The 24,738-nt window shown below is 60.7% G+C and carries 24 protein-coding genes; 12 read left to right on the top strand and 12 right to left on the bottom strand.

From position 1 onward, the window contains the following. Positions 1 to 139 precede the first annotated feature (139 nt). From ACTHNE_RS13375 to ACTHNE_RS13360, 4 genes are all read right to left on the bottom strand, one after another. Positions 140 to 1,996, bottom strand: a complete 1,857-nt coding sequence (locus ACTHNE_RS13375) for a sensor histidine kinase (protein ID WP_440269494.1) — start codon at positions 1,994 to 1,996, stop codon at positions 140 to 142. Positions 1,997 to 2,398: 402 nt separating this feature from the next. Continuing rightward, positions 2,399 to 3,955: a glycosyltransferase family 39 protein gene (locus tag ACTHNE_RS13370; RefSeq protein ID WP_440269493.1), complete on the bottom strand. Its 1,557-nt coding sequence runs from the start codon at positions 3,953 to 3,955 to the stop codon at positions 2,399 to 2,401. A 38-nt stretch (positions 3,956 to 3,993) separates the two neighbouring features. Further along, positions 3,994 to 4,539: a hypothetical protein gene (locus ACTHNE_RS13365; RefSeq protein ID WP_324941986.1), complete on the bottom strand. Its 546-nt coding sequence runs from the start codon at positions 4,537 to 4,539 to the stop codon at positions 3,994 to 3,996. Between the two features lie 158 nt (positions 4,540 to 4,697). Next, positions 4,698 to 5,150, bottom strand: coding sequence for a VOC family protein (locus tag ACTHNE_RS13360; RefSeq protein WP_324941989.1), 453 nt, complete (start codon positions 5,148 to 5,150; stop codon positions 4,698 to 4,700). 607 nt (positions 5,151 to 5,757) lie between these two features. On the opposite strand from ACTHNE_RS13360, the gene ACTHNE_RS13355 reads away from it, so the two are divergent. Beyond that, on the top strand, positions 5,758 to 6,072 hold the full coding sequence (locus tag ACTHNE_RS13355) for a PadR family transcriptional regulator (protein ID WP_440269492.1): 315 nt from the start codon (positions 5,758 to 5,760) through the stop codon (positions 6,070 to 6,072). Next, complete coding sequence (locus ACTHNE_RS13350; protein WP_324941992.1) at positions 6,042 to 6,446, top strand: hypothetical protein; 405 nt, start codon at positions 6,042 to 6,044, stop codon at positions 6,444 to 6,446. The genes ACTHNE_RS13355 and ACTHNE_RS13350 overlap by 31 nt, the downstream gene beginning before the upstream one ends. Positions 6,447 to 6,658: 212 nt before the next feature. Here ACTHNE_RS13350 and ACTHNE_RS13345 read toward each other — a convergent pair whose 3' ends face one another. After that, positions 6,659 to 7,219, bottom strand: coding sequence for a nuclear transport factor 2 family protein (locus tag ACTHNE_RS13345; protein WP_440269491.1), 561 nt, complete (start codon positions 7,217 to 7,219; stop codon positions 6,659 to 6,661). Positions 7,220 to 7,279: 60 nt separating this feature from the next. Here ACTHNE_RS13345 and ACTHNE_RS13340 point away from each other — a divergent pair, with 60 nt between their 5' ends. From ACTHNE_RS13340 to ACTHNE_RS13315, 6 genes are all read left to right on the top strand, one after another. Continuing rightward, the gene (locus ACTHNE_RS13340) at positions 7,280 to 8,446 is read left to right on the top strand and encodes a sensor histidine kinase (RefSeq protein ID WP_324941998.1); all 1,167 of its coding nucleotides are present in this window, start codon (positions 7,280 to 7,282) and stop codon (positions 8,444 to 8,446) included. Then, on the top strand, positions 8,443 to 9,081 hold the full coding sequence (locus ACTHNE_RS13335) for a response regulator (protein ID WP_440269490.1): 639 nt from the start codon (positions 8,443 to 8,445) through the stop codon (positions 9,079 to 9,081). The genes ACTHNE_RS13340 and ACTHNE_RS13335 overlap by 4 nt, the downstream gene beginning before the upstream one ends. Positions 9,082 to 9,224: 143 nt before the next feature. Beyond that, positions 9,225 to 10,190, top strand: coding sequence for a DUF2268 domain-containing putative Zn-dependent protease (locus ACTHNE_RS13330; protein ID WP_440269489.1), 966 nt, complete (start codon positions 9,225 to 9,227; stop codon positions 10,188 to 10,190). 257 nt (positions 10,191 to 10,447) lie between these two features. Beyond that, entirely contained in the window at positions 10,448 to 10,816 is a 369-nt protein-coding gene (locus ACTHNE_RS13325) for a PadR family transcriptional regulator (protein ID WP_324942008.1), read from the top strand. Next, on the top strand, positions 10,813 to 11,754 hold the full coding sequence (locus tag ACTHNE_RS13320; RefSeq protein ID WP_324942011.1) for a sensor domain-containing protein: 942 nt from the start codon (positions 10,813 to 10,815) through the stop codon (positions 11,752 to 11,754). Before ACTHNE_RS13325 ends, ACTHNE_RS13320 begins: the two co-directional genes overlap by 4 nt. 6 nt (positions 11,755 to 11,760) lie before the next feature. Next, entirely contained in the window at positions 11,761 to 12,225 is a 465-nt protein-coding gene (locus ACTHNE_RS13315) for a DUF1579 family protein (RefSeq protein WP_440269488.1), read from the top strand. 161 nt (positions 12,226 to 12,386) lie between these two features. Here the strand turns inward: ACTHNE_RS13315 and ACTHNE_RS13310 are convergent, their stop codons facing one another. From ACTHNE_RS13310 to ACTHNE_RS13300, 3 genes are all read right to left on the bottom strand, one after another. Continuing rightward, the gene (locus tag ACTHNE_RS13310; protein ID WP_440269487.1) at positions 12,387 to 13,910 is read right to left on the bottom strand and encodes a DUF1800 domain-containing protein; all 1,524 of its coding nucleotides are present in this window, start codon (positions 13,908 to 13,910) and stop codon (positions 12,387 to 12,389) included. 130 nt (positions 13,911 to 14,040) lie between these two features. Continuing rightward, positions 14,041 to 15,240 (bottom strand): DUF1501 domain-containing protein, encoded by a 1,200-nt coding sequence (locus ACTHNE_RS13305; protein ID WP_440269486.1) that lies wholly within the window; start codon positions 15,238 to 15,240, stop codon positions 14,041 to 14,043. Positions 15,241 to 15,260: 20 nt separating this feature from the next. Further along, positions 15,261 to 16,811, bottom strand: a complete 1,551-nt coding sequence (locus ACTHNE_RS13300) for a DUF1800 domain-containing protein (protein WP_440269485.1) — start codon at positions 16,809 to 16,811, stop codon at positions 15,261 to 15,263. A 157-nt stretch (positions 16,812 to 16,968) separates the two neighbouring features. Here ACTHNE_RS13300 and ACTHNE_RS13295 point away from each other — a divergent pair, with 157 nt between their 5' ends. Continuing rightward, complete coding sequence (locus tag ACTHNE_RS13295; RefSeq protein ID WP_440269484.1) at positions 16,969 to 17,574, top strand: class I SAM-dependent DNA methyltransferase; 606 nt, start codon at positions 16,969 to 16,971, stop codon at positions 17,572 to 17,574. Between the two features lie 153 nt (positions 17,575 to 17,727). Here the strand turns inward: ACTHNE_RS13295 and ACTHNE_RS13290 are convergent, their stop codons facing one another. The 4 genes from ACTHNE_RS13290 to ACTHNE_RS13275 form a co-directional block, all read right to left on the bottom strand. Next, positions 17,728 to 18,021, bottom strand: a complete 294-nt coding sequence (locus tag ACTHNE_RS13290) for a GIY-YIG nuclease family protein (protein WP_324942027.1) — start codon at positions 18,019 to 18,021, stop codon at positions 17,728 to 17,730. 165 nt (positions 18,022 to 18,186) lie between these two features. After that, positions 18,187 to 18,990 (bottom strand): transcriptional repressor AgaR, encoded by an 804-nt coding sequence (gene agaR, locus ACTHNE_RS13285; protein WP_440269483.1) that lies wholly within the window; start codon positions 18,988 to 18,990, stop codon positions 18,187 to 18,189. Continuing rightward, positions 18,987 to 20,054 carry an amidohydrolase family protein gene (locus ACTHNE_RS13280; protein WP_440269482.1) on the bottom strand — a complete coding sequence of 356 codons (1,068 nt, stop codon included), beginning with the start codon at positions 20,052 to 20,054 and terminating at the stop codon, positions 18,987 to 18,989. The genes agaR and ACTHNE_RS13280 overlap by 4 nt, the downstream gene beginning before the upstream one ends. A 423-nt stretch (positions 20,055 to 20,477) precedes the next feature. Beyond that, a complete protein-coding gene (locus ACTHNE_RS13275; RefSeq protein WP_440269481.1) occupies positions 20,478 to 21,395 on the bottom strand; it encodes a class I fructose-bisphosphate aldolase in 918 nt (305 codons plus the stop codon). Between the two features lie 56 nt (positions 21,396 to 21,451). Between ACTHNE_RS13275 and ACTHNE_RS13270 the strand changes: the two genes are divergently transcribed. Genes ACTHNE_RS13270 through ACTHNE_RS13260 form a run of 3 tightly spaced genes read left to right on the top strand, consistent with a single transcriptional unit; the run spans position 21,452 to position 24,515 of the window. Next, positions 21,452 to 22,654, top strand: a complete 1,203-nt coding sequence (locus tag ACTHNE_RS13270; protein WP_324938269.1) for an SIS domain-containing protein — start codon at positions 21,452 to 21,454, stop codon at positions 22,652 to 22,654. Beyond that, a complete protein-coding gene (locus tag ACTHNE_RS13265) occupies positions 22,651 to 23,592 on the top strand; it encodes a carbohydrate kinase family protein (protein WP_440269480.1) in 942 nt (313 codons plus the stop codon). Before ACTHNE_RS13270 ends, ACTHNE_RS13265 begins: the two co-directional genes overlap by 4 nt. Next, positions 23,589 to 24,515, top strand: a complete 927-nt coding sequence (locus ACTHNE_RS13260) for a 1-phosphofructokinase family hexose kinase (protein WP_440269479.1) — start codon at positions 23,589 to 23,591, stop codon at positions 24,513 to 24,515. Before ACTHNE_RS13265 ends, ACTHNE_RS13260 begins: the two co-directional genes overlap by 4 nt. The last annotated feature ends 223 nt before the right edge of the window (positions 24,516 to 24,738 follow it).

Genomic DNA, 24,738 nt, shown 5'->3' with positions numbered 1-24,738 from the left:
AACCTGTGGGGGCGGCACTGTATGCGCGCCTCGCTGCCCCCCAGCTTCTCGACTATGCGCACGACTGCCTTCGCCACTGGAGCACAGCGAGGCGCGCATACAGTGCGGTGACGGGTACGTGGAATAGATCAGAGCATCCCTAGATGGTCGGATCGAGCGGCGCGATAAAACTCAGATGCGTACCGCTACCCGGTGGCGATGTGACGCATAGCGCCGCGCCCAAACGGGTAACGCGGGCGCGCAGGCTGGGCAAGCCGGCGCCTTGTGTCCCAGATGCGTTCGGAAGAAACCCTTGCCCATTGTCATGAACATCCACACTGAGTTTGTCGTCCTCGCAATGGATGCGTATCTGAACCAGTGAAGCTCGACTGTGCTTGAGTACGTTGGTCAAGGCCTCCTGCAAAAAGCGCAACAGCTCCAGTGCGCGCGCGGCGCCAAGGTTCAGGTGCTCAACACCTTCCACCGACCAACGACTATCGATGTCGGCTGCCTCAAGACGCTGGCTCCAGCGATGCCGCAGCGGAGCGATCTGGCTGCCCAGGTTGGTATCTTGCTCGTGCGTGGTGGTGTCGATGACTAGGCGAAGATCATCGCGAAGCTCTTTCAGCACGGCAACGACTTGCGCAGGTTCCTGCTGGCATCGTGGATCTTCCAGCGCGCTGATGGCGCCGAGCAGGCTGCCGCCGAAGCCGTCATGCAGATCGCGAACGAGGTTGAGTCGCTCGCCGATGCGGGTGTTGGCCAGCGCAAGCATGTGTTCGCGAGACAGGGTGTCAGACAGCCGACTGGTGGCGACATCCACCTCTTGTTGCAGTTCAACGTTGAAATTCTCCGCGCGGCGCATGGCAGCGGAAAATCGCCAGGCGACGGTGAAACTCATGCCGATCAGGGTCAGGGGCGAGGTCAGCGCTTGCAGCTCAGAGTTGGTGCCCGGAATGATCTGCAGGTAAACCAATAAGTCGATCAGCGATACCACCAGAGGTATCAGCAAGCACGCCGCCATGACACGCAGGTCGGCTCGTGGCGTGCGCACGGCGTGCCACAGGAAGATCAGCACGGCTACGTAAGACAGCGCGGCCGTGGGTAGCTCCCAGAGATTCCGCCACGGTCCCATGACGTGCGGCGCCAGCAGAGCCATTAGCAGGGCTGACGCTGCGGCCAGAAGCAGCACGGTTTCGGTACGCCGCCAGCGCTGCTCACAGAAACGCAGCAAAAACACGCAGAAAGTGACCGTCAGCGCCGTGTAGCACGCAACGATCATGGACTCCCAGGCATCGGTGCTGGCGAACGGTAGTGGATTGGATGGCACGAAATTCCAGGCATTTACGCATCCGAACAGGGATGAAAGCGCGTACCAGCCGAAGATCGATTCATTCCGGCGCAGCAACCAGAACATCAGGAACAGCAAACCGAGCACAGCTTCCATCGCGAAGTTGATCAGCTGGATGTTGACGCGAACGAACATCTTTTGCTGGTAGATGGCCTCGATCACTTCGGGCGTACCCACGCTGACCGTGCCCAGGCCTGGCTGATAGGCGGCCAGGCCCGAAACGCGCACCAGCAGGGTGTTGTCACCCGCGTGCAACGTGCGGCGGTCGAGCAGGATGCGCTGTGGCGCGGTGGAACTCCGCGATAGAGGTTCGACCAGGCTTGAATCGCGATGGACCAGACTGCCGTTGACCCAGACCTCGTCGGCAAGGCAGGCATAATCGAGCAGCAGGCCTACCGGCGCATTGGCGTCCGTTTGCTGCCAATGCAGCCGATACCACACCACGCCGTCGTGATGCGGCCAGCGGCTGTCCCACGAATCCCTCAAGGTCACATTGGTCCAGCCATCGGCCGGAGGGGTTTGCGAATCCCAACCGTCAGGCACGGCCTCGGCAGTGCGAAGATCGATGATCGCCGCATGGGTCGACAGTGTCTGCTCGGCCATGGCGGGATCGGCGAGGCATGCATATGCCATCAACAAGGCGGCCAGCCATGCGCGCATGCTCATGGCAGCCCGATGGACTTGGCTTCGAATACGGCAGCTGCGCACTCGTCATCCTCGACGATCAACAAGCGATCGAACCTAATACACCCCCCAGTAGAGGTCATATCCCTTAACTCGTGACTGTTCTGCGCCAATATTACTTAAGTTAAGGATGCTCTGATCTATTCCACGTACCCGTCACCGCGCATACAGTGCGGCCCCAACTGATTGAATTTAAATGACGGGTGACGTCCAGAAGGCCCGCAGGCTGCGCCCGGCTTTGAGGAGCGAGGAACAGACGGCCAGTCTGCCCTGCGCCGCGCAACACACCCTGCGAGCCGTCTGGACGTCATGCCGGGTGCGTGAAATAGATCAGGGCATCCTTAAATGGTGCCTAGTGGAGCTGTCTTGGGCGCGGCTGGCGACCTATCCGAACTCTGGCCCATGCTTCCAAAGTTCTCTTAGTGGCCTGCGCGCGGGTCCGCACACAAAAATATCCGGATGATCCTGGCTTTCCTCATTGGCCACGCCCCACGTATTGGTGTTGTGGCCAGCGAGGCGGCAATCGAAGAAAAGCCGATCGGCGCTCTCCTTGGAATTACCCAGCAAGATAACGGCGCTGGCTGGTGTTTGCGGATAGCCGCGTAGCCATCCGGAGTTGATGGTGGTGATTGGCATGGGCAAGTGATAGCGCGGGCCGAGCAGGGCGATAGCGCCATACTCGCCGTAGTTTCCCACGCCAATGAGGAGGTTGGCTTGCTGTTCCGCAGGCAGGGAATCGCGAATGGCTGCCACGCGTGCGACAAGTTCGTTCCAGCCGATTTCCTCGCGGAGGTCGCCATTGTTTTTGAGCGCATAGTCGCGCAATGGACCGCTTGCCGCGATAGGGACGATGCGAAGCACAGCATAGAAGCCGATGGCGAAGACGCCCATGAATAGCAATGCGGCAATCCCCGCGCGCCATGTGGGGCGCAGGGTGCGCAACCATTGTTCCCCCACCACCGACCCCATTGCCAACAGCATGGGATAAGCCCCGCAGGTGTAATAGCCACGCCCCTGCGCAAACAGGAACAGCAGCAGCGGCACCGCATACATCCAGGCAAGCATGCGATAGCGGCGGTTATTGAAGTAGGCGAACAAACCCGCCACCCAGACAGGTGCGGCAAACAGATTCGCATTCAACACGAACTGATCGCGCAGGAAGCCGTCCGTACGGCGTATACGTACGTCACGGGCATGGATGGCTTGCAGGAAATGGTAGGAAACGAAGTCGTGCCGGATGAGCCAGACAAGGTTAGGCACAAATAGAAGCAGCGCGATGACTCCGCCGGCCCAGAACCAACCATTCGCGAGATATCGCCGCGCATCGGTAAGCAGTACCCCCGCCAGTACGCCGGCGAGCTCGAATGCGATGGAATACTTGGTTTGCAAACCAAGGCCAGCGATTACGCCAATGGCCACCCACCAGCGTGGCTCATCGTCACGCAGCAAACGAATCACGCACCAGGCGATAAGTACCCACCACAGCAGATCGAAAGAGGAATACTGGAATTCCGTCGCCTCGAATATGGGCAGTGGCGATAGAGCGACCGCGACGGCCGTAAAAATCTGAGCCTGCCGGCCACCTCCCAAGTCGCGAGCCATGAGGCCGCTGGCCAGAACGACCAACACTTGTGCAAGCACCGAAAACAGCCGCAGCCCCATGAGCGACAAGCCAAACAGCTTAAGGCCCAGGTATTCCAGTGCAGCGGTCAGCGGCGGGTAAGGCACAAAGCCCCAATCCAGATGCTGGGCATCGCTCAGGAATTGCCACTCGTCCCGATGAAAACCGTATTGGCCGTTGGTCAGCATGTGGGCGATGCCGGACAGTACGGCGATGGCGAGCACCGGCGTGATATCTCCGAGATACGCCGGGGTAGCCCTTTGAGCGGTAACGTCCGAGTTATTCATGGGCGTTTCTTTAAACAGGTCGGTGATCGCCAACTTTATGACTTGCCTTTATTTCAATCGCGCACCCATCGCTAATGCAGCTTTTTGACCGGCCGCCGATCTTCCGTCAAGTGGACCACGGTGGGGTAGGTGCGCGACAGCAGGGGATATTTGTTCGCGACGATCGGGAGCCAGTGCCTGGACTCATCGGCAATCTTGAAGTTGAATGTTGGCATGCCGGCCGGTCGGTAGAAATTGTTCAGCATAATCAGCACGTCGCCGACGTAGTTGATTTTTCCGGGCTCGATCGTGAAGGGCAAACGATACGAGGTCGAACCTCCCGCAACGGTACCCAGCTCCAGATCGGTCCAACTGTATTCCCCTGCTGGCAGCGGAATCACGATGAGGTTGACCCGTTGGGGAAGGTTGAGCGTCGTCGCCGACGACAGGCCATGGACTTTGTCGACTTTGATGCTGACAGGTGGATAGGCCACGTTGCCTGCCGACCACACCATGACGTTGGCGACCATGATGCCGGTATCGGGTGGAAGCGCCGCGGTGTCTTTGAGGATCGGATCGGACTTGCAACTGGCAAGCAGCATGATCAGCGGCAGAAGCCAGAGTCTGCGTAATGACATGTTTTTTCCCCTGTATGAGCCTGGTTTCCGTAAGTTTGTCTCTTTCGCTTCCTGTGCGAGCCATGGCTTGTACAACCCAAGGCCACGACTCGTGCTTGGTTGCGCAGGCGAATCTTGTGCGAGATGGCGGGTTTTCGCAATCCTGTCAGGTATGCGACCTAACGTTTCGGCTCCCAGAGTTCGATCTTGTTTCCTTCAGGATCCAATATCCAGGCGAAGCGGCCGTTCGGGTCGTTGTCATCGCGCTTGAGAACGGTGACGCCCTTTGCATGCAGCCGAGCGAGCAAGGCGTCCATATCGTCGACTGCGTAGTTGATCATGAAACCAGCCGTCGATGGCGCAAAATACTTTGTCGACGCCGGAAATGCATTCCAGGCTATTACCGGAGGATGTTTCGGTGCATCGTAATGGAGCGCCGCGCCACCCCATGCTTCCACGGGCAGCCCAAGGACATCGCGATACCGCGCGGCAAGCGCCTTTGGATTTTTCGCCTTGAAAAAGATGCCGCCTACGCCGGTGATATGTCCGGCATCAGGGGCGGGAGCAGCTCTGCCGAGGTTGGCTAATAGCAGGAGGCCTAGGCACAACGTGGTAATCGACTTTGCTTTCATTGGTCCGCTCCGATTTTTTTGTCTGAATGCGAATATCAGATGATTCCCCTAAACCGTCCGCTTTTGGTTCGTAAGACGGAATGAGTTCCCCACGTAGCCCGCCTAATGTCACGGTGCCAGACGTTAATGCACCAATGAGGTGAGCGTGCATGCCCTCAGGTCAAAAGCGGGCAGATTAAAAGTGCCTCATTTCGGCCGCTAAGCATCTTAAGGATGCTCTGATCTGTTCCACGTACCCGTCACCGCACGGCATGCGCGCCACGCTGTGCTCCAGAGGCGAAGGAAGACTGGCCGTCTGTCGAGACGCTGGGGTGCAGCGAGGCGCGCATACCGTGCGGCCCCAACATGTTGAATTTAAATGACGGGGTGACGTCCAGAAGGCCCGCAGGCTGCGCCGCGCGGCTTGCACGCGGGGAGGGCACATGGATGTGCCCGGCTTTGAGGAGCGAGGAACAGACGGCCAGTCTGCCCTGCGCCGCGCAACACACCCTGCGGGCCTTCTGGACGTCATGCCGGGTGCGTGGAATAGATCAGAGCATCCTTAATGCCAGTACCTATCTTCCGGTTCGCCATAGCTTGCTTTTCATAAATCTACTTATGTAGACTTATGCGCATGCCACAGACTCGCACCCCTTCGGAACAAACCAGAAACCTCCTGGCTGCGCTGCTATTGCAGCGAGCTCATTGGCTGCATGGATACGACCTGTCGGATCAAACGGGATTGCCGTCGGGAACGCTCTACCCGATCCTGATGCGGCTGAGCGATAGAGGTTTGCTCGAGTCGAAATGGGAGCCATCGCCGCATCAAGGCCGGCCGCCTAGAAGGTTGTATAGGCTGACAGCTAATGGTGTGGCTTACGCAAAGGAGCATTCACGGCCCGGCCAGGCGAAATGGCAACCCTTGTCGCCGAGCAAAGCCTGATGGCGAGCAATGTCCTGGCGAAGATTCTGTCGATCGCAACTCGCTTTGCGACCTGGGTATTGCCGCCGAATCGTAAAGAGTGGGCCGCAGCCATGCTCAACGAAGTTGAGTACGTTGAATCGTCGCAGCACATGCTGCGGTGGATTGCTGGCTCCGTTCTGAGCGCCATGAAAGTGAGAGTTTCATACGAGATGGAGAGAACGTTTATGAGTCGCGGAATCCTCAAGACATTTCTTGCGCTGTGCACCGTCATGGTCGTAGCCATGGGCGGCGTGTACGCCATGCAAAAGCCCTATCAGCGCGAGCGCATCAAGCTCGTCATTCTTCAACACGTTGAAGGCTCGTCAATGCAGCCTGCTCGATCTGGCCGGTAATTCTGTTGACATCCGCTTTGGGTCCAGGCTGTGTGAAAACGCTAGCTGCCCAACAACGATGGGGCGACCGGTCAAGCTTTTTTGCAGTATTCGAGCGAAAGCGGGGCAGAGGTGGATAGAGATGTCTTTCGTCGAAATGAGGTGGCGATTGCTCACCACCTCGTGTGGACATTGACGCCAAATGGGGATCGCGACCTTGTATCGCCAAGTGACTAAAGATCCGCACCGCTGAAGGCAAACCAGCGGCCATCGTGGAACGTATAGCCGTCCACGAAGTGCACCTCCTTCGGATTGCCCGCCTTGTCGGTAGTCTTGAGAATGGAGTGGGCCGTTGCGGAATCTCCGTGGATCACCACAATGGTCTCGAGCTTGGGAACCTCGCGCGCGTCGTTGGCGACCTGCGGTACGCGATCGATCACGTCCTGGCGCGACCGAACCAGGCCGGATCGGCTGGAGGTCCGGTAATCAGGCTCCAAGAGGCAGGCCAGATATTCCCGGTGGCCGTGGTATTCCGCGGTCAACCATGCTTGCTCGATGCGCTGGATCGTCGCAGCGTCATGTTTCTGATCCGGCGTGGCGATTCGCGCGCATTCCGTTGCGGACGGATCAGTGGCGCGGGCGTGGAAAGGGAAAGCACAAAGCAGCATGGCGCCGACGAATACGCTGAGAGTCGACCGGCGAGGCAAGGGTAGGCAAAGCATCATGGGCTCCTTGGTGGATGACGTTGCGCAGGATCGGGCAGCGCTTCCGGTCCGATAAGTGAACGCTGTCATGCCCGTTGCCCGTGACAGGCGTCATGGGACAGGATCGCACCCGGGAGTTAAGGTGCGTCCATGCCCTGGCCGCGCACACCTCTAGCTCGCATACGTTTGCTCGTGCACGTCGCCTGCGGCCTGATGCTGGTCGCAGGCGGGGGACAGGCGCTTGTCACCCGTCTGCTACGGCCGGAAGCCTTTGTTGCCCATCCGCATTGGGACCTTCAATGGCCGGTTGTTTATGGGGTGTTGATCGCGACCTATATCGCGGCCGAGCTGGACGGGCGCCCAGGGCTGACGCGGCGCAGGGCCGTCCTGTTCTTCCTCGAGGGTTTCGCCGCTCAGTATCTGGTCTGGCTCTACCCGAGCTTCCTGGTGACGAGCATGATCGTGGTGATCGCGTGGCAGGTGGCCTGGATCGCCAATCTGCGCACGGCGCTATTGGCGGCGGCCGTCTTGACCGCAGCACTTGTCGCGCAGAAGTGCGCCATTGGCGGGCAAGGCATGTCGGCAGTGATCCTGGTCTCCAGCTGTGGCTTCCAACTCTTCGCCATCAGCGCCGCCCACCTTGCCCGCAGCGAGGCTTCAGCGCGCGAACGCCTGGCCCATGCGAACGCGGAGCTCCATGCCACCCAGGCCCTGCTTACCCAGAGCGCCCTGATGGGCGAGCGACTGCGCATTTCGCGCGATCTCCACGATGTCATGGGCCACCACTTGACCAGCTTGCACGTACACCTCGATGTGGCCGCACGTACCGCAGAGGGCCAGTCAGCATTCCATCTGACCCAAGCGCGCGACATCGCCGGCGAGCTGCTGGCCGAAGTGCGCACCGTCGTGAGGCAAGTGCGCGTCCTGCCCGTGGACTTGCACGCAACCCTGCTGGCGTTGGCCGAAGGAGCAGCCGACCTCGACGTTCGGCTCGTCCTGCCCGAGGCCATTGACGCATTGGACGCACCTCGGGCGGATGCCCTTTTACGGTGTGTCCAGGAGCTGATCACCAATACCCGTCGGCACGCAGGTGCACGTCAGCTCAGCATAGAACTCGCGCAGGCTCCAAACGGGGAGGTCCGGTTGATGGCCAAGGATGACGGCGTGGGAACAAACGCAGACGTCGCCGAAGGGCAGGGTCTGGCTGGCATGCGCGAGCGCTTTGAAGCTCTGGGCGGCTGGCTGGCGGTGTTCAGTCGCAGCGGCGAGGGCTTCCAGGTCAGCGGCGCGATTCCGCCAGTGGGCGTGCGACCATGATTCGTGTCTGCATCGCCGATGACCAGGCACTGATTCGCAGCGGCCTCAAAGCCCTGTTGAGCCTGTTCGAAGGTATTGTCGTCTGCACTGAGGCCGCCGATGGCGAAGCCGCAATCGCCGCGGTCACCAGCGATCGGCCGGACGTACTGCTACTGGACGTGCGCATGCCCAAGCTGACCGGCGTGGAGGTCATCGAGGCCCTCGCCGCGCGAGGTGAGCTTCCGCCCACGCTATTGCTCACGACCTTCGAAGACGATGCGGCCCTGGTCGCGGGCGTGCGCGCGGGCGCGCGCGGCTTCCTGCTCAAAGCCGTCACTGCAGAAACCCTCGTAGAGGCGATTCGCACCGTCGCCAGCGGCGGCGCCTATCTGTTCGCTCCGCTTGCGGAGAGTTTGGATACTGCGCGCATTGGCGCATGGCGCGATGATGCGTTCGAAACACCCGACGCGCTCACGCCGCGCGAGCGCGAGGTGCTCAAGCTGATGACCAGCGGCATCTCCAACGGCGAGATCGCCGAAGCGCTGCGCCTCAGCGAAGGTACGGTACGCAACCACGTCTCCAATATTCTGTCGAAGCTTGGCGTAAGCGATCGCACACGTGCGGTGCTTCGAGCGTTGGAGCGACGGCTGGTTTGATTGGCCGCTATCGATAACGGGCCCGAGGAAGTTAAGCGTGTCAGTGCGTGCCGCCGTTGCCTTAACTGCCTACGGCCCTTTTTCACGCAGACTCGAAGCACCCACAATGGTTATCCGCCGCACACCACGCTAAGGAATCAGACATGCCTCCACGTTGGTCCATCGGCCTCACCTTGGCCTGCTGTCTTGCACTTCCCCTTGCTCGCGCTGCCGACCGCTCCATGGAACCCGCGGTTTGGAACACGTCGCATTCGCCAGTCACAGATATCGAGATTCAGACCGAGGACGTCACGCGTTTCTACAAACTCTATGACGCGACGGGTGGCCACCCGACAATAGAGCAACTGCAACAGGACTATCTCGATCCTGGCACCGAGGGGCTGCACCATCTCATGAAAGCGCGCAACGTCACTGCCGCACGTATTGCGCAAAGTATCGCGATGCAGCCTGGGCTTTATACAGGGGCCAAGGCTTGTATGGCTGCCCTGCCGAGGGTGCGCGAGCGGCTCAACATCACCTTCAGGAGGCTTGTTGCCCTCTATCCTGAGTCCCAGAAACCTCCGGTAACGATCGTCGTCGGCCGTGGACGACCCTTGGCCATCTCCGGTCCCGGAGATGGCGTGCAGATCGGTCTTGAGGCCATTTGCTCGCCGGCCGGGCGCTTCCTCAATCCTGATATCGACGACCGTTTCGTGCATGTGATCGCACACGAGTACATTCACTCCCAGCAAAACCTGGCGCTCTCCAATGATGAACATCCCACCGTGCTGGAGCGGTCTTTACTTGAAGGCGTCGCCGAATTCATGAGCGAGATGACGTCTGGCGACGTCGCCTATGGGGCATTCAGGGCCTCAACCAAGGGGCGGGAGAAAGAGATTGAGAGCAGGTTCGTTACCGACATGGATAAGACTGATTTGTCCGCCTGGCTGGATAACACAACCGCCGACAAACTCGGCGATCTTGGCTACTGGGTGGGTTATCGCATCGTAAAGTCCTACTACCAGCATGCGGTCGATAAACACGTCGCGATCCGCGAAATTATCCAGATGAACGACCCGCACGCATTTCTGGCCAAGAGCGGCTGGTATCCGGGGATCGTGCTGAAGTAGCAGCTGGAGGTGGAGGCAATTCGTATTAGGCTCCGCGTACGTCCTGGTACATGCATCGCGGATTGAGTGCTAGAAGTCGGTAGCCCCGACCGAAACAGCCAATACAGTTTTGCGATGGGCCGTACCCTGAGGGAGTCTGCGCGCTCAAACCAGTATCGATTGCTGAGCGAAGGCATACCCCATGACTTCATACCCATGCACTAGTACGAACTTCGCACTACTGTTCCCTCCATCATAAGTGGAAGGACAGGGCAGCCGTGGAAGACATTGCGGCCCAGATCAAGAAGTTCCAGAAGGAGTTGTCCACGGGCACGGTGTCGCTGGTGTTGCTGGCGGTGCTGGGGCAGTCGCGGCAGCCGTTGTATGGCTATCAGATCGCCAAACGCCTGGAAGAGCTGGGGGATGAAGGGGCGCTGGCGGGAAAGCAGAGTGCGCTTTACCCGGTGCTGCGCAATCTGGAGGCGAGCGGTTTGTTGGCCAGCGAGGTGGAGCCCTCGGTAAGCGGGCCGCCGCGGCGTTATTACCGCATCACCAAATTTGGACGTGACGTGCTGCGTGAGTGGATGGCGGCGTGGGAGGCTACGCGCGAATCCGTCGATAAAGTTCTGCAAGGAGACTGGCGATGAATGCAGATGCACCGAAAATGCCAAGGACGATTGCCGAATATCTGGAGCAATTGCGGGCGGCGCTGCGTGGCGCGGACCCGGCGTTGATCCAGGATGCGTTGTACGACGCCGAAGAGCATCTTCGTGCGGAGCTGGCCGAGCAGCCCGGGCGTAGCGAAGCGCAGATGTTGGCGAAAGTGGTGGGCAGCTATGGCGCACCGGAAGAAGTGGCGGAGATCTACCGCGATCAAGAGGTGAAGATCCAGCGCGCGCTGCGCACGCCGCGGCCGGCGAAGCAGCGTTCCTTGGCCGGCCAGTTTTTTGGCGTCGCGGCGGACCCGCATACCTACGGCGCACTGTTCTACATGGTGCTGTCGCTGGCCACCGGCATTTTCTATTTCACCTGGGCCACGACGGGTATTTCGTTGTCGCTGGGTTTGGCGGTGCTGATCATCGGCATTCCGTTCGCGGTGTTGTTCCTGGGCTCCGTGCGCGTGCTGTCGCTGGTGGAAGGGCGCATCGTGGAGACCATGCTTGGAGTGCGCATGCCGCGCCGGCCGGCGTTTTCCACGCGCGGCATGTCGTTCTGGCAGCGGGTAGGCGCGATGTTCAGTGATCCTCGCACATGGAGCGCGCTGTTCTACATGTTCCTGATGCTGCCACTGGGCATTGTTTATTTCACGCTTGCGGTGACCTTGCTTACCACATCGATTGCCTTCGTTGCCGCGCCTCTGGTGAAGGTGATCCTCGAGGCCAACGATATTCCCTACGGTAGCTGCGATGGTCCTGCCGTGGTGTGCGGTTGGGTGCACTGGTGGTCGAGCTGGCCCGGCACGTTCTGCATGAGCGTGTGCGGCATCGCGATGTTGTTCGCCACGTTGCATATCGTACGTGGGCTTGGTTATTTGCATGGACAGATCGCCAAGCATTTGCTGGTAGCCGGTTCGGTCCGGGAGTGAATGGGCATGAATGTGTTGGATGCAAATGTACTGGCGTCCCTGGCAGGCGAATGGGTGGGCGAGGAGGCGATCGCGACCACGCGCTGGGGCCAGGGTGGTTCGGCAGTTGGGCGCGTGCACGCGCGCTTCGATCTGGGCGGGAAGGTGTTGTTGCTGGATTATCGCGAAGAACGGGACGGCAAAGCGTCGTTGCAGGCCCATGCCGTGTTCGCGATGGGGCAGGAGCCTGGCGAATATGCGATGTATTGGTTCGACAGTTACGGCTTCACGCCGTCGCAACCGGCAACCGGACACTGGGACGGCACGCGGCTGGTGTTTCTGCGTACGTCAGTGCGCGGGCAGACACGGCATATCTATGAATGGGTGGCGGATGGCCTTTATCGCCTGGTATTGGAAAGCTCCTTTGATGGTGGTGTGAATTGGGAGCGGGTGATGGAAGGGGAGTACCGGCGCGTTGGAGATGCCGCGTAGGTTGGGGTGCAAACCCCAACGTGACCATGTACGGGTAGATCGCGATGTTGGGGTTTGCACCCCAACCTACGCGAGAGCGGCAAAAAAACGTGCGGTTTATGGCTAGGTTGTCCCCTCACCCCGTCCCTCTCCACGTAGGGGAGAGGGAGTAGAAGCGGTTATTAGCGGTAATTGAGATCCGGTGACGAAAGCAGGAAGGTGTTCCATTCCTGTTGCGAGGTCGCCTTTGCCAACGCATCGCGCGTTGCCTGCGACAAATACGGATCGATGGTGTCGTAATACAGGCGCGTGGTCAGCATGGGAAAGCCTGCAGCGCGTGATGTGCTACCCAGCGGCGTGAATAGCTGGTTGTTGCCGGTGCCGATCGCGTGCGCGATGTCGAAGCGTTTGGCCATCTGGCCGGAACTGGACCAGGCGTCGCCATCGAGCGGCCAGCCGTCGGGGGTGATGCGGCCGAACAGCGGTTGATCCAACTGGTTGAGCCAGTTGACCAGCGGTTGTGCGTTGACGATAGGGGCATCCTCGTAGGCGAGGCGTACCGAGGAGATGATGAACTGGCTGGGATCCTTGAATTTCTTGCCGGTGCCGCCGAGCAGGTCGCGCGATTCGAACATCACGCGCACCACCTGCGCGATGTCTCCGTCGGTGCGCTGGAAGGTGTGCGCCATCTTGTTCACCAGCGCGGGTGGCGGATTGTCGGTAACGAAATATTGCGCCAATTTGCGTGAGACGAATTGTGCGCAAGCCGGCTGGCGCACTATCAGGTCGACGGCCTGCTTCACTTCGTCATAGCCGCTGCCTTTGATGGTTTTGCCAAGCAGCAGCTTGTCGCTGAAATCGTGTCGTTGCGGATTGAACTCGAACATGCCGTCGCGAACGACCAGCGGCGCCATCTTGGGATTGAAGTTCTGAGGCTTGCCGTCCACCGGGACGATGCCGACGCCAGTAAGGATCAAGGCAAGCTGCTGCACGTCCTGCTGGGTGTAGCCGGCATTGACGCCCAGCGTATGCAACTCCATCAGCTCGCGCGCGTAGTTTTCGTTGACGTGGCCCTTGGCGTTTTGCGCATTGTCGAGAAACTCCAGCATGGCGGGGCTTTGCAGCGTTGCCATCATCAGGTCGCGGAACTTGCCCAGCGCATGCGCGCGGATGGCGTTTTGTTCGTAATCGGCTAATTCCCAACGCACGCGCCCCTTGCCGGCGTAGACGCTGAAATGGTTGAGCCAGAACCAGACGAGTTGTTCCTTGAGCTGGTTCGGCCCATAGATGGCGTGCAGCAAGGCCGCTTGTTGCGCTTCCAGCCCTACCTGGTTGCCGTGCGCCTGGATGGCTTTGGTTGCGGCCTGTTTTTCCGGGCCGTCCGGCATAGTGCGCAGTTGCTGCTGTTCTTGTTGCAAGGAAGTGAGCAACTGGTCGAGCGGTGTGTGGAACGCTTCGTAGTTGTCGATTTGCGCGGCGATCGGCGCGGGCAGCGTGTCGCCGAGTTGGTCGTTGAGTTGCTTGGTGAGCAGTTGCTTGCGGCCGAGCAAGCGGTATTGCGCGACAGCGGCGGTGTTGAGACCGAAGCTGTCGCGGCGTAGCCAGGCGATGTCGTCGGGGGTGAATGGGGTGGCGGTGGCTGCCTGGGTGAGGGTGGGGGTGAGCAGCAAGCTTAGCGATAGCGAAAGGATGGCGATGGGGCGCATGCGGAGGCTCTCGCGGGGGCTCGTACACTCGTAGGTTGGGTTAGCGCAGCGTAACCCAACGTGTTCGCTTCGAGGCGCCATCGTTGGCTTACGCTGCGCTAACCCAATCTACGTGGAGCGTGAGGTTACATTAGACCAATTGCAAGTCGCGTGGCTTTGCCTGCGGGAAAATCGCCTGCAGCTGGTTGCCTTTCAAGCCCCATACGCGCGCCAGCAAGCCGCTGTATATATCGCGATAGTTATTGAGCACATGGTAATCGCGATTCTGCAAAAGATTCTGCTGCGTCACCGCCACCTGCTCGCCGGCGATGCGGCCACCATTGACCTTGCCGCCCAGCACCCAATGCACGGTGCCGTGGCCGTGGTCGGTGCCGCGGTCGCCGTTTTCGCGGAAGGTACGGCCGAATTCGGAGACCACCACCACCACGGTGTTGTCCCAATCCTTGCCGAGCGCCGCGGCATATGCGGCCAGGCCGTCGCTGAGGTTGCGCAGGTTATTGGCGAGGCCGCCGGTGACGTTGCCCTGGTTGACGTGCGTATCCCAGCCGCCGACATCGACAAAGCCAAGGCGGTATTGGTCGCGCATCAAGGTGGCGATGCGCTGCGTTTCCTGCGCGAAGCCGGATGCGTTGGGCGCGCCGCGGCTGGCGGCCGTCATCTCGTTTTGCAGATCCATCGATACGGTGGTGCGCAGGCTCAGGCCATCGGCCGCGGCGGAGGCGAGCGGCGTGTTCTTGTACATGCCGGCCAGGATCGCCGATTGGCGTTCGTCGAAATTCGCCTTGGTATTGCCCTTGAGCGAAATATTGGGAATGTCCTTGCTGGCGCCCTGGAAGCTGAGCGGCAGGCTGTTGGTGAAGGCGATGGCCGGCACGCCGGTGAGCTGGCTGGAAAGGCGAGCGAGAAAGCCGGAGCGGAAATTGCCGCTGGTATTCAAAGGCTCGCCGCGCTCGATGTTGTCCTGCGTTTCGAAATGGCTGCGCGAAAGATCGTCCGTGCCGGCGAATGGAATAAAGGCGATCTGTTTTTTCTGCCATAGCGGATAGATCGCATCGCGTACGACCGGGTTCAAGCCCCAGTTCGCATCCAATGGAATCACGGCGTCGGGATGGTTGGCGCCGGGCTTGGCGATGGCGAGGGTCGGACGCGATTCGTAATAGAAGTCGCTGCTGTAAGGCACCAGGAAATTGTTGCAATCGTAGCCGCCGCGTAGAAACACGAACAGGAAACGTGGCGAGTTGGCGGGTGCGGCAAAAAGGCGGCCGGAGAAGGACAGTGCAGGAAGCGCGGCGGCGCCGGCGGCGGCAAGCAGGAATTCGCGACGGTTCATAGGGTGAGCCTCTCGGTGACTCAGCGATAGTTGAAATCAGGGGAAGACAGCAGGAACGTGTTCCATTCCACTTGCGAGGTGGCCTTGGCCAGCGCATCGCGCGTAGCGTCGGATAGGCCCGGCGCCAGCGTCTGCTGGAACAGCGCGGAGTTCAACATGGGCGGATCGGCATGCGGCACGTCGCCATCCGTTGTCGCGAACAGCCGGTTGCGTCCGCTGCCGATGGCACGCGCTACATCAAAGCGTTTGGCCATTTGTCCGGAACTGGACCAGCTCGCGTTGTCGCTGGCGAAGCCATCTGGCGTGACGTGCCCGTACATCGGCTCGGCCATCTGGTTGAGCCAGTTCACCAGCGGATCGGCATTGGTGATCGGTTTGCCGTCATAGCTCAGGCGCATCGCCGAGACCAGGAACTGTGTTGGATCCTTGAATTTCTTGCCGTAGCCGGCGGCGATGGAGTTGGACAAGAACATGGTGCGCAGCACGGCGGCGATATCGCCATCGGTGCGCTGGAAGGTTTCGGCCATGGCGTTCACCAGGGCGGGCGGCGGATCGTCGGATACGAAATAGGCGGCCAGCTTGCGCGAGATGAATTGGGCGCATGCCGGTTGATGCACGATCAGATCCACGGCCTGTTCGATTTCGTCGAAACCGCTGCCTTTGATGGTGTGTCCCAGGAACTCTTTGGTGGAATAGTCGTGCCGCCCGGGCAGAAACGCGAACAGGCCGTTGCGCACCATGCCCGGGCGCTGGTTGAGAAAGCGCGCGTCGATGCCGTCGACCGCATTGCGACCGCGTTGGGGCAGGATGCCGGCACCGGTCAATATCAGCGCCAGTTGCTGCACGTCCTGCTGGGTGTAACCGGCGTTGACGCCCAGCGTGTGCAGTTCCATCAATTCGCGCGCGTAGTTCTCGTTGGTCTTGCCGCGCACGTTGTGGGCGTTGTCCAGGTAGAGCTGCATGGCCGGGCTTTCCAGCGTGGCCATCACCAGGTCCTTGAACTTGCCCAGCGCGTGCGGACGGATGGTGTTTTCTTCGTAGTCGGTGGCGAACAGGCCCACGCCGCCCTTGGCGGCATAGACGTTGAAGTGGTTGAGCCAGAACCACACCATCTGTTCCTTGAGCTGGTTGCGGCCGTAGATGGCGCGTAGCAGCTCCACTTCCGCGCTTTGCTTGTAGAGATCGCGGCGGTACATCTGGAAATCCTTCTTCGCCATCTCCTTGGCGTTGGTGTCGGCGGCATCGACCTCTTTTACTTTTTTCTGTTCGTCGCGGTACTCGGCGATCAGCTTTGCAGGCGAGGTGGTGTAGACCTCATAACTGTTGATCAGGGGCGCCACGACGGGAGGCAGGGGATCGTCGCCGCCGGCCAGTTGCTCATCCAGAAAGCGCGTGCGGCCCAATTCGCGGTAGCGCTCCACGGTGGCGCTGTCCAGGCCGAAGCTGGCGCGGCGCAGCCAGGCGATATCGCCGGCGCTCAGCGCTTGGCTGTCGGTGGCACGGGCAAGCGGGGTCACGGCGAGCAATAGCAAGGCCAGATAGGTCGAGCATCGAAATGGAGCAGTCGGCATGGGCGTGTCCCCTGTGGCACATAAGCCCTCAACGCCCAGTTGCCCTTGGCGCTGACCGGGCCATGGCGCAGCGTAAGGAATATTCGGCTGCGATTCACGAAATTGCGTTCAACTCGTTAAAGCCCGGTTACCATGCGCGCTTCCAGGGAGTTGAAGCATGCAGAAAACTTACGACCGGGCGTATTTCGACAAGTGGTACCGCGATCCCAGGCACGCGGTGAAATCCACCGCGGACCTGAAGCGCAAGGTGGCGATGGTGGTGGCGCTGGCCGAGCATTACCTGGGGCGGCCGATCCGCAGTGTGCTGGACGTGGGCTGCGGCGAGGGCGTGTGGCGGGCGCCGCTGCGGGCATTGCGTCCGTCGATCGAATATCGCGGCCTGGATGCCAGCGAATATGTGGTGCAGCGTTATGGACGCAGCCGCAATATCGGGCTGGCCCGATTTGGCCAGTTGGCACAGCTGCGCTTCGATACGCGTTTCGACGTGATCGTGTGCACGGACGTGCTGCATTACCTGAAACCCGCGGAGATACGCGCGGGCTTGATCGGCATTGGTGAAATGCTGGAGGGCTTGGCGTTTCTGGAGGTGTTTACCAGTCGCGATGATCTGGAGGGCGATTGGCATGATCTGCGCCTGCGCTCACCGGCGTGGTATCTGCGCGAGTTTCGCGAGGTAGGTTTGTTGCCGTGTGGATCGCAGTGTTATTTGGCGCCGCGGTTGGAGCGGCCGGTGGCGGCGTTAGAACGAGGTTGGATGGGCTGAGCGGCCCGGATGTACCTCATCGTCATTCCGGCGAACGCCGGAATCCAGTTAAGTACGTCGTGCGAAGCACACATCATTAAATTGTGTGCTGCGCACAGCGTATTTGTCCTGGATTCCGGCGTTCGCCGGAATGACGGTGGGGCAGGAAACGGGCTATATCAGTGCGGGATAGAGGTCGTCCCATTGCGGATTGGCTTCTTCGATCAGTTCGGCTTTCCACGCGCGCTTCCAGCCCTTTAATGATTTTTCTCGCGTAATGGCTGATTCCATGGTTGGATGAAGTTCATACCAGACCAATAGATGCACGTGATATTTGGCAGAAAAGCCATCAACAACCCCGTTCTTGTGTTGCCATACGCGTTTGATCAGATCGCTGGTGACGCCGACATACAGTGTCCCGTTTTTCTGACTTGCAAGCATGTAGACACAAGGTTGTCGCCGATCCATAGACGATAGGTTTCCCAGGCGTCATTCCGGCGAACGCCGGAATCCAGTTTAAATACATCGTGCGAAGCACTCATGCCCTATATATGTCGAGTGCTTCGCACAGCACGTTTGTACTGGATTCCGGCGTTCGCCGGAATGACGGCGAGGAGATGCTCGGCGTAGGGGTTATACCAGCATTACGTCTACACCGGCATCGCGTAGCGCTTCCACCATTTCATCCGACGCGCTGTGGTCGGTAATCACCGTATTCAAGGTCGATATCGGCGTAATCACCGAAAGGCTGCGCTGCCCCAGTTTGCTGGCATCGAACACGGCGATGGTTTCGCGGGAGACGCGGATCATCAGCGTATTGAGCGAGGCCTCGAGCGGATCGGGTGTGGTGACGCCAACCAATGGATCGAGGCCGTCGACGCCGAGAAAAAGCTTGTCGGCGGAAATGCGCGACAAGGCCTGTTCGGCATCCGGACCCACCAGCGAATAAGAGGTGGGACGCAGCAGGCCACCGAGCATCATCACGCGAATGTTCGGCAGGCCGGACAGCTCCAGTGCGATGTTGAGCGCATTGGTTACCACGGTCAGCGATTCGAATTTCAGTTGCCGGATCTGGCGCGCGATCTCCACCGTGGTGGAGCCGGAGTCGAGGATGATGGTTTCGCCGTCTTTGATGAGCTTGGCGGCGGCCAGGCCGATACGCAGCTTTTGCGGATGCGAGCGTGTCTCCTTGATATTCAGCGGCACGTCGTTGGTGACGGTTTGCGTGGAAGGCAAGGCACCACCGTGCGAGCGCGCGAGGGCGCCGCTGCGTGCCAGCGATTCGAGGTCGTTGCGGATGGTGACGGTGGAGGTGCCGAAGCGTGTGGCCAGTTCTTCCACGGTGGCGCGGCCGTTGCTTTCGACGTATTCGACGATCAGGCGTCGGCGTTCCTCGACCAGCAGACGCGGCGGCGGAACGGGGGCGGAGTCATTCATGGCGGAAGCTTGAGCAGTCGAGCGGCGTTGTCATGGTATATCTTGCGCAGCACGCTGTCTGTCAAACCCAGGCCGTAGATGGACCAGCGGCCCTGCGGGGGCGTTTCGGCCGGGGCGTAGTCGAAGTATTCGTCCTCGGTTTCGAGGAAGCGATAGTAGATTTCATAGAGTTCGTCACCGAACAATTGCTGGGGTACATCGTCGCCATGCGGGGAGGGTACCGCGTCGGTGCCGAACAGGATGCGGTCCTGGTAGCGGTCGAAGAACTGCCGCGCCGTACGCGGCTGGCGCCCAAGCTCGCCGATGCGCGCGCTGATGTCCACCAGGGTATTGGGGAAGCGATCGAGACAATCGGCCACGGCCTGGAGATTCTCGGCCCAGTTGCCCACGTGCATCAGCGCAAACGTCGTGTTGGGATGGCGCGCGATAACGCGATCGCGCGCAGCGAGCAGTTCCTCGTTGCTGGGAAATTCCGGACCGTAGAACGACCAGTCCGGATGCTTGCTCAGTTCTTCGTAACGCTCGTTGTGTTCGTCGGTGGGCAGAAAGAACGCTTCCGGATCGGAAACATGCATGAACACCGGCATGTCGTAGGCCGCACAGGCTTCCCACATGGGATCGAAACGTTTGTCGTCGATCGCCACCAGCGGGCCGCTGTCGAGTTGTTCGCGCAGATAAAGGCCCAGCGTCTTGAGCAATTTCAAACCGCGCGCGCCGACGCGATGCGCATGCGCAATGGCGTTGGCTTGAAGCTGCGGATAGTTGGCGGAAGGGAAATGTTCGTATGACGGTTCGGTAAGCGTGATGAAACGCCCGGGCGCCGTCTTGTCGAACAGTTCGATGGTTTTTTCCAGGCCTTTGCCGACACCGCCGGTGAGATTGACCAGCGTGCGTACGCCTTTGCGATCCATCACGGGGAGGAGATCATCGGGCGTAGCGAATACGGTGATGTCTTCGCCGACGGACACGCCGTTGCGTACCTGGGTGGACCAGGTGAGATGCGTGTGCGCGTCGATCACCGGAAAGCGTGGGCGTTCGATGCGGCTTTTCGGTACACGCAGCATGCTGCGCGGTTTGAAGTCTTTAAGGCGAAGCTCGCTTTTGCTTTGATCGGGCGCGGTTTGCAGCGGATTCTTGCTGCTGGCGTGAATGACACCCGCGCCGCTCGGTGGCGCGCAACAGAAGCACCCGGCGCGGGTTTGCGCGCGAAAGGACCAAGCTGGTTTGCGCTGTTTATTCGGCATGGTTGACCAGGGAAATTGAGAGCTGCCGCGCACCACCCGTAGGTTGGGTTAGCGCAGCGTAACCCAACAATGCCGCACGAACATGGGGTTATGTCACCGCAGAAATGGCTAGCGAAAACGCCTCACCCCGCTCCCCGGTGGAATGAAGCAATGCGGGGGGAGCATTCCACCGGGGAGCGAGGGGCGCCGCGCAAGGCTGCCGGAAGCAGGGTGTGGGAGAGATTCCGGCAGCAGCACGGAAACTCACCGCGGATACTTCACCATGATCCGATGCACCTCCCGCACCAGCGCCAGCGCCTGATCGAGCGGACGCAACCACATGTTGCGGCCGAACATCACGCCGGTAGCGCCGGAGGCCATGTAGAACTCCACCTTGCGCAGCACGGCCGTATCGTCGTCATTCTTCTCGCCGCCGGAGAACAGCACCATGGTGCGCCCGGCCGAACGCACTACGCGCTGCGTGCGTGCGGAAGCGTCTTCCCGCAACGTGTCATACGGCTTGGGTATATTGGCGGTGCTGTCGTCAGGCTCGTGCAGTTTCACGATGTCCGCACCCAATTCCAGCGCGACGCGCGCGGCGTAATCCTGCGCATACAGGCTGCCTTTGCCGCCCTTGGCGTCGATCGCTGCGCCGCGCGGATACGACCACAGCACCAGCGGCATGCCGAAGCGTTCGCAGTCCTGGCGCACTTTTTCGAACTGGCGAAACTCGTCGTGCTGGCGCGGCGAGCCGACATACATGGTGTAGCCCACCGCATCCGCGCCGAGGCGCACGGCATCTTCCACAGATGCGAACAACGGTGAGGTCGCTTCCACATCGCTGGGGATATTGGTCTTGCCGTTGAGCTTGAGGATCAGCGGAATACGCCCGCACCACTGGCCCATGTACTTTTCGGCCAACCCGACGCCCAATGCGATGGCCGAAAAGTTGCCCTCCACGGCCAGCCGGAACTGATACTCCGGATCGATCGCCGGCGGATGGGGGAAGAAATCGGTGGGTCCGTGTTCCAGGCCCTGGTCCAGCGGCAACACCAGCAAGCTGCCATTGCGCGGACCGTGCCCATACATCAGGCGCCACAGGCGGGTTCGCTTGCCGTGGGAAAGAGAAAGGTGGGAAAACTTTTCGGAAGGTTTCGAAAGGTCTTGTAACAGGTCTTTCATTTCGAATACTCTGGAGGCGTCAGCGAATGGTTTCACATTCGGGCGAATTGGACCAAATGTCAAGCTTTCATAAGAAAACGAAAACAAAGGCTGCCCTGAGTGAGCTTCGTGCTGCACCGCTGGAAACGCAGCAGGCTGCAGGCTACGCCGATACCTTGCGCGAGATCCTGCAGCAGCCTGCCGCCTGGCAGGACACCCTGGACCTGCTGCACGGCACGGTAGCGCAACAGCGGCTGGCGAAAGCGATGGAGCCGCGCCCGGTGCATATCGTGCTGACCGGTTCGGGCAGTTCCATCTATATCGGCGAATGCCTGGCGCCGTTGCTGCAATCGGGCCTGGGCATCCCGGTGCAGGCGATTGCCGCGGGCACCTTGCTCACCCATTGGCGCAGCGTATTGCCGCCAGGGCCAGGTTTGCTGATATCGCTGGCGCGTTCGGGCGACAGCCCGGAAAGCGCCGCGGTGGTGAACATGTTGCTGGCCGAAGCGCCGGCGTGGCGGCACCTGGCGATCACCTGCAATGCCGAAGGCAAGCTCGCCACCCAATACCGCAATGAGCCGCGCATGACGGCGCTGGTGCTGGACGAGCGCACCAACGACCGCAGCCTGGTCATGACCAGCAGCTTCACCAATCTGTTGCTGGGTGGACTGGGCTTGTTGTTGCGTACACATAGCGGATTGGAAACACGCACAGTCGAGATTGCCGCGGCGAATGCACAGGCGATGTTCGATACGCATGCCGACGCCATCGCGGCGCTGGCGGAGCGCGACATGCATTCGGCCGTCTATCTGGGCAGTGGCCCTGCCTTCGGCGCCGCGCGCGAAGGTGCATTGAAGATGCTGGAGATGACCGGCGGCAAGGTCATCACCTTGGCCGAAACGTTTCTTGGCTTGCGGCATGGGCCGATGTCCTTCATCCATCCGCATACGGTGATCGTTGCGATGCTGTCGGCCGATCCGTCCGTGCATGCCTATGAATGCGATCTGCTGCGCGAGTTGTCGCGCAAGCAGCTGGGCATGGCGAAAGTGGTCGTGGGGCATAGCATCCCAGAGGATGTACTTGCGCCGGGCGATGTCGCCGTCCAAACCTTGGCGTCCGCATCGAATCCAGATGTGCCGGTAGTGCTGGCGGGCGTGGTGGTGGCGCAACTGTTGGCGTTCTTCCGCTGTCTGCAGCTTGGCGGCAGGCCCGATGCGCCATCCGAAGGCGTGCTCACGCGCGTGGTCGAAGATTTTGCCCTGCACGGAGCTGCGCCGTGACCTCGCGCGAGCATCCGGTACGCATCCTGATCGTCGGCGAGATCAACGTCGATTTCGTCTTCAACGGTTGCCATGCCTTGCCTGCGCCAGGCAAGGAAGTGCTGGCCGACGATTTCGTGATGACACCCGGCAGCTCATCGATGATCTGCGCGATGGGCTTGGCGCGGCTGGGCAACCAGGTGACGTTTCATGGCCATCTGGGCGCGGATGCATCTGGCACGTTTTGCTTGGAGGCGATGCGTGATGCGGGCATCGATGTGTCGTCGTTACGTCCCAGTTCTGCATTGCGCACCGGCGTGACAGCTTCGCTTTCCACGCCACAGGATCGTGCGCTGGTGACGTTTCCTGGTGCGATGGCGCAGTTGCGCGCCGAGGATGTCGGCGATGCGCTATTGGAAGGCGCATCGCATCTGCATGTTTCCTCGTATTACCTGCAAAAAGCCTTGCGCCCGGGTTGCCGCGCATTGTTTGCGCGCGCGAAGGCGGCCGGGCTCACTACGTCGCTCGATCCGGGTTTCGATCCCGCGCAGCAATGGGGCGGCGATCTGCTGGAAACGCTGGCCGAAGTGGATCTGTTCCTGCCCAACGAACAGGAACTGCTGGCGATCACCGCTTGCAACGACCTGCACGCGGCCTTTCGCTTCGTACACAACGGGCGCACGCACACGGTGGTGAAACGCGGTCGTCAGGGTTGCACCAGCCTGTACGACGAGCAGTGGTTGAACGTGCCGGCATACCCGGTAGAAGCGGTCGACACCACCGGCGCCGGCGATTCCTTCGACGCCGGTTTTCTGCACGCATGGCTGCGCCGGCTGCCATGGTCCGAGGCCATGCGCTGGGGCAGCGCGTGCGGAAGCCTGTCCACGCGCGGCGTGGGCGGCACCACCCGGCAAGCCACCGCGAGCGAAGCGGCGGCGTTGATCGAACAGGCGCCATGATTACCGTCGCCGGCTTCAATACCGCTATCGACCGCTTTATCCAGGTCGATGCCTTGACGCCCGGCGAAGTGCATCGCGTAAGGGAAGAGAAAATCTATCCTGGCGGCAAGGGCGTGCACGTGGCGCAGACCATTGCCGAACTGGGCGAGCGCGTGCGCCTGATCGGTCTGGTCGATCAGGCGCATGAAGCGTTCATCACGCGCCAGTTGAATGCGCGCGGCGCGCTGTTCCATGGCGTGGCGATCGAAGGCCAGTTGCGCCAGTGTCTGGCGCTGCAGGAGCCGGATGGCCGCATCACCGAGATCTTGGCGCAGGGGCCGCAGCTCAACCCGATCGAGCAGGACGCTTTGCTGCGCGAATTCGGCCGCGGTGTTGAAGACAGCGAACTGATGATTCTCTCCGGCAGCCTGCCGCGCGGGTTTGCCGACAGCCTGTATGCCGGACTGGTCGAATACGCGCACGGCCTGGGCAAGCGCTGCCTGGTCGACGCCAGCGGCGAAGCGTTGCGCCATGCCGTGGACGCCAAGCCTTTGCTGGTGAAACCGAATCGTGACGAGATCAGCCGGCTGGTCGGCTATCCGGTGATCGATCTGCACGCGGCCGAAAAGGCGGTGACAGCATTGCGCGAGCGCGGCGTGACGATGCCGGTGGTGAGCCTGGGCGAGCAGGGTGCGGTCGCGGCGGACGAAACCGGTATGTGGCATGCGCAACTTGCATCCACGCAGGTGCGCAACGCGGTCGGTTCCGGCGATTGCTTTCTCGCCGGCATGGCGGTGGCGATCCTGCGCAAGCTGCCGCTCGATGAGGCGCTGCGCCTGGCTGTCGCCTGCGGTGTCGCCAATGCGGAATCGGAAGAAACAGGCTTTGCAAAACGCGGCCACGTAGATGCGTTGCTGCCGCGCGTAACAGTTCGACGTCTGTAAGCCTTCGCTCGAAGGTATGCATGCTGGCAAGACATTCGAAGTAACGGAGCTGTTGCACTGACAAAAAAGTCCGGCGCGCAAGGGGAGCTTTCGCCCGGACACCGACACCGCACGCGACCCCACACACGTCTCGCGCTGCGGCATGACAAAACGGGAGGATGGTTCTGATGTTTGCGAACAACACGAGATGCCGCGTAGCGATGCGCGGCACAACGGGCTCGGC

It is taken from the genome of Dyella sp. (assembly GCF_051954575.1).
Lineage (GTDB): Bacteria > Pseudomonadota > Gammaproteobacteria > Xanthomonadales > Rhodanobacteraceae > Dyella_B.
The sequence above is the reverse complement of the archived record's forward strand: the minus strand, read 5'-3'. Positions and strand labels throughout refer to the sequence as shown.

What these genes read in the sequence shown, in the direction of transcription:
- ACTHNE_RS13310 (WP_440269487.1), bottom strand. Translation starts at nt 13,910, where the DNA reads ATGCGCCCCATCGCCATCCTTTCGCTATCGCTAAGCTTGCTGCTCACC.
- ACTHNE_RS13295 (WP_440269484.1), top strand. Translation starts at nt 16,969, where the DNA reads ATGCAGAAAACTTACGACCGGGCGTATTTCGACAAGTGGTACCGCGAT.
- ACTHNE_RS13330 (WP_440269489.1), top strand. Translation starts at nt 9,225, where the DNA reads ATGCCTCCACGTTGGTCCATCGGCCTCACCTTGGCCTGCTGTCTTGCA.
- ACTHNE_RS13280 (WP_440269482.1), bottom strand. Translation starts at nt 20,054, where the DNA reads ATGCTGCGTGTACCGAAAAGCCGCATCGAACGCCCACGCTTTCCGGTG.
- ACTHNE_RS13355 (WP_440269492.1), top strand. Translation starts at nt 5,758, where the DNA reads ATGCGCATGCCACAGACTCGCACCCCTTCGGAACAAACCAGAAACCTC.
- ACTHNE_RS13305 (WP_440269486.1), bottom strand. Translation starts at nt 15,240, where the DNA reads ATGAACCGTCGCGAATTCCTGCTTGCCGCCGCCGGCGCCGCCGCGCTT.
- ACTHNE_RS13315 (WP_440269488.1), top strand. Translation starts at nt 11,761, where the DNA reads ATGAATGTGTTGGATGCAAATGTACTGGCGTCCCTGGCAGGCGAATGG.
- ACTHNE_RS13340 (WP_324941998.1), top strand. Translation starts at nt 7,280, where the DNA reads ATGCCCTGGCCGCGCACACCTCTAGCTCGCATACGTTTGCTCGTGCAC.
- ACTHNE_RS13270 (WP_324938269.1), top strand. Translation starts at nt 21,452, where the DNA reads ATGTCAAGCTTTCATAAGAAAACGAAAACAAAGGCTGCCCTGAGTGAG.
- ACTHNE_RS13360 (WP_324941989.1), bottom strand. Translation starts at nt 5,150, where the DNA reads ATGAAAGCAAAGTCGATTACCACGTTGTGCCTAGGCCTCCTGCTATTA.
- agaR (WP_440269483.1), bottom strand. Translation starts at nt 18,990, where the DNA reads ATGAATGACTCCGCCCCCGTTCCGCCGCCGCGTCTGCTGGTCGAGGAA.
- ACTHNE_RS13335 (WP_440269490.1), top strand. Translation starts at nt 8,443, where the DNA reads ATGATTCGTGTCTGCATCGCCGATGACCAGGCACTGATTCGCAGCGGC.
- ACTHNE_RS13345 (WP_440269491.1), bottom strand. Translation starts at nt 7,219, where the DNA reads ATGACAGCGTTCACTTATCGGACCGGAAGCGCTGCCCGATCCTGCGCA.
- ACTHNE_RS13275 (WP_440269481.1), bottom strand. Translation starts at nt 21,395, where the DNA reads ATGAAAGACCTGTTACAAGACCTTTCGAAACCTTCCGAAAAGTTTTCC.
- ACTHNE_RS13260 (WP_440269479.1), top strand. Translation starts at nt 23,589, where the DNA reads ATGATTACCGTCGCCGGCTTCAATACCGCTATCGACCGCTTTATCCAG.
- ACTHNE_RS13300 (WP_440269485.1), bottom strand. Translation starts at nt 16,811, where the DNA reads ATGCCGACTGCTCCATTTCGATGCTCGACCTATCTGGCCTTGCTATTG.
- ACTHNE_RS13375 (WP_440269494.1), bottom strand. Translation starts at nt 1,996, where the DNA reads ATGAGCATGCGCGCATGGCTGGCCGCCTTGTTGATGGCATATGCATGC.
- ACTHNE_RS13365 (WP_324941986.1), bottom strand. Translation starts at nt 4,539, where the DNA reads ATGTCATTACGCAGACTCTGGCTTCTGCCGCTGATCATGCTGCTTGCC.
- ACTHNE_RS13320 (WP_324942011.1), top strand. Translation starts at nt 10,813, where the DNA reads ATGAATGCAGATGCACCGAAAATGCCAAGGACGATTGCCGAATATCTG.
- ACTHNE_RS13350 (WP_324941992.1), top strand. Translation starts at nt 6,042, where the DNA reads ATGGCAACCCTTGTCGCCGAGCAAAGCCTGATGGCGAGCAATGTCCTG.
- ACTHNE_RS13290 (WP_324942027.1), bottom strand. Translation starts at nt 18,021, where the DNA reads ATGGATCGGCGACAACCTTGTGTCTACATGCTTGCAAGTCAGAAAAAC.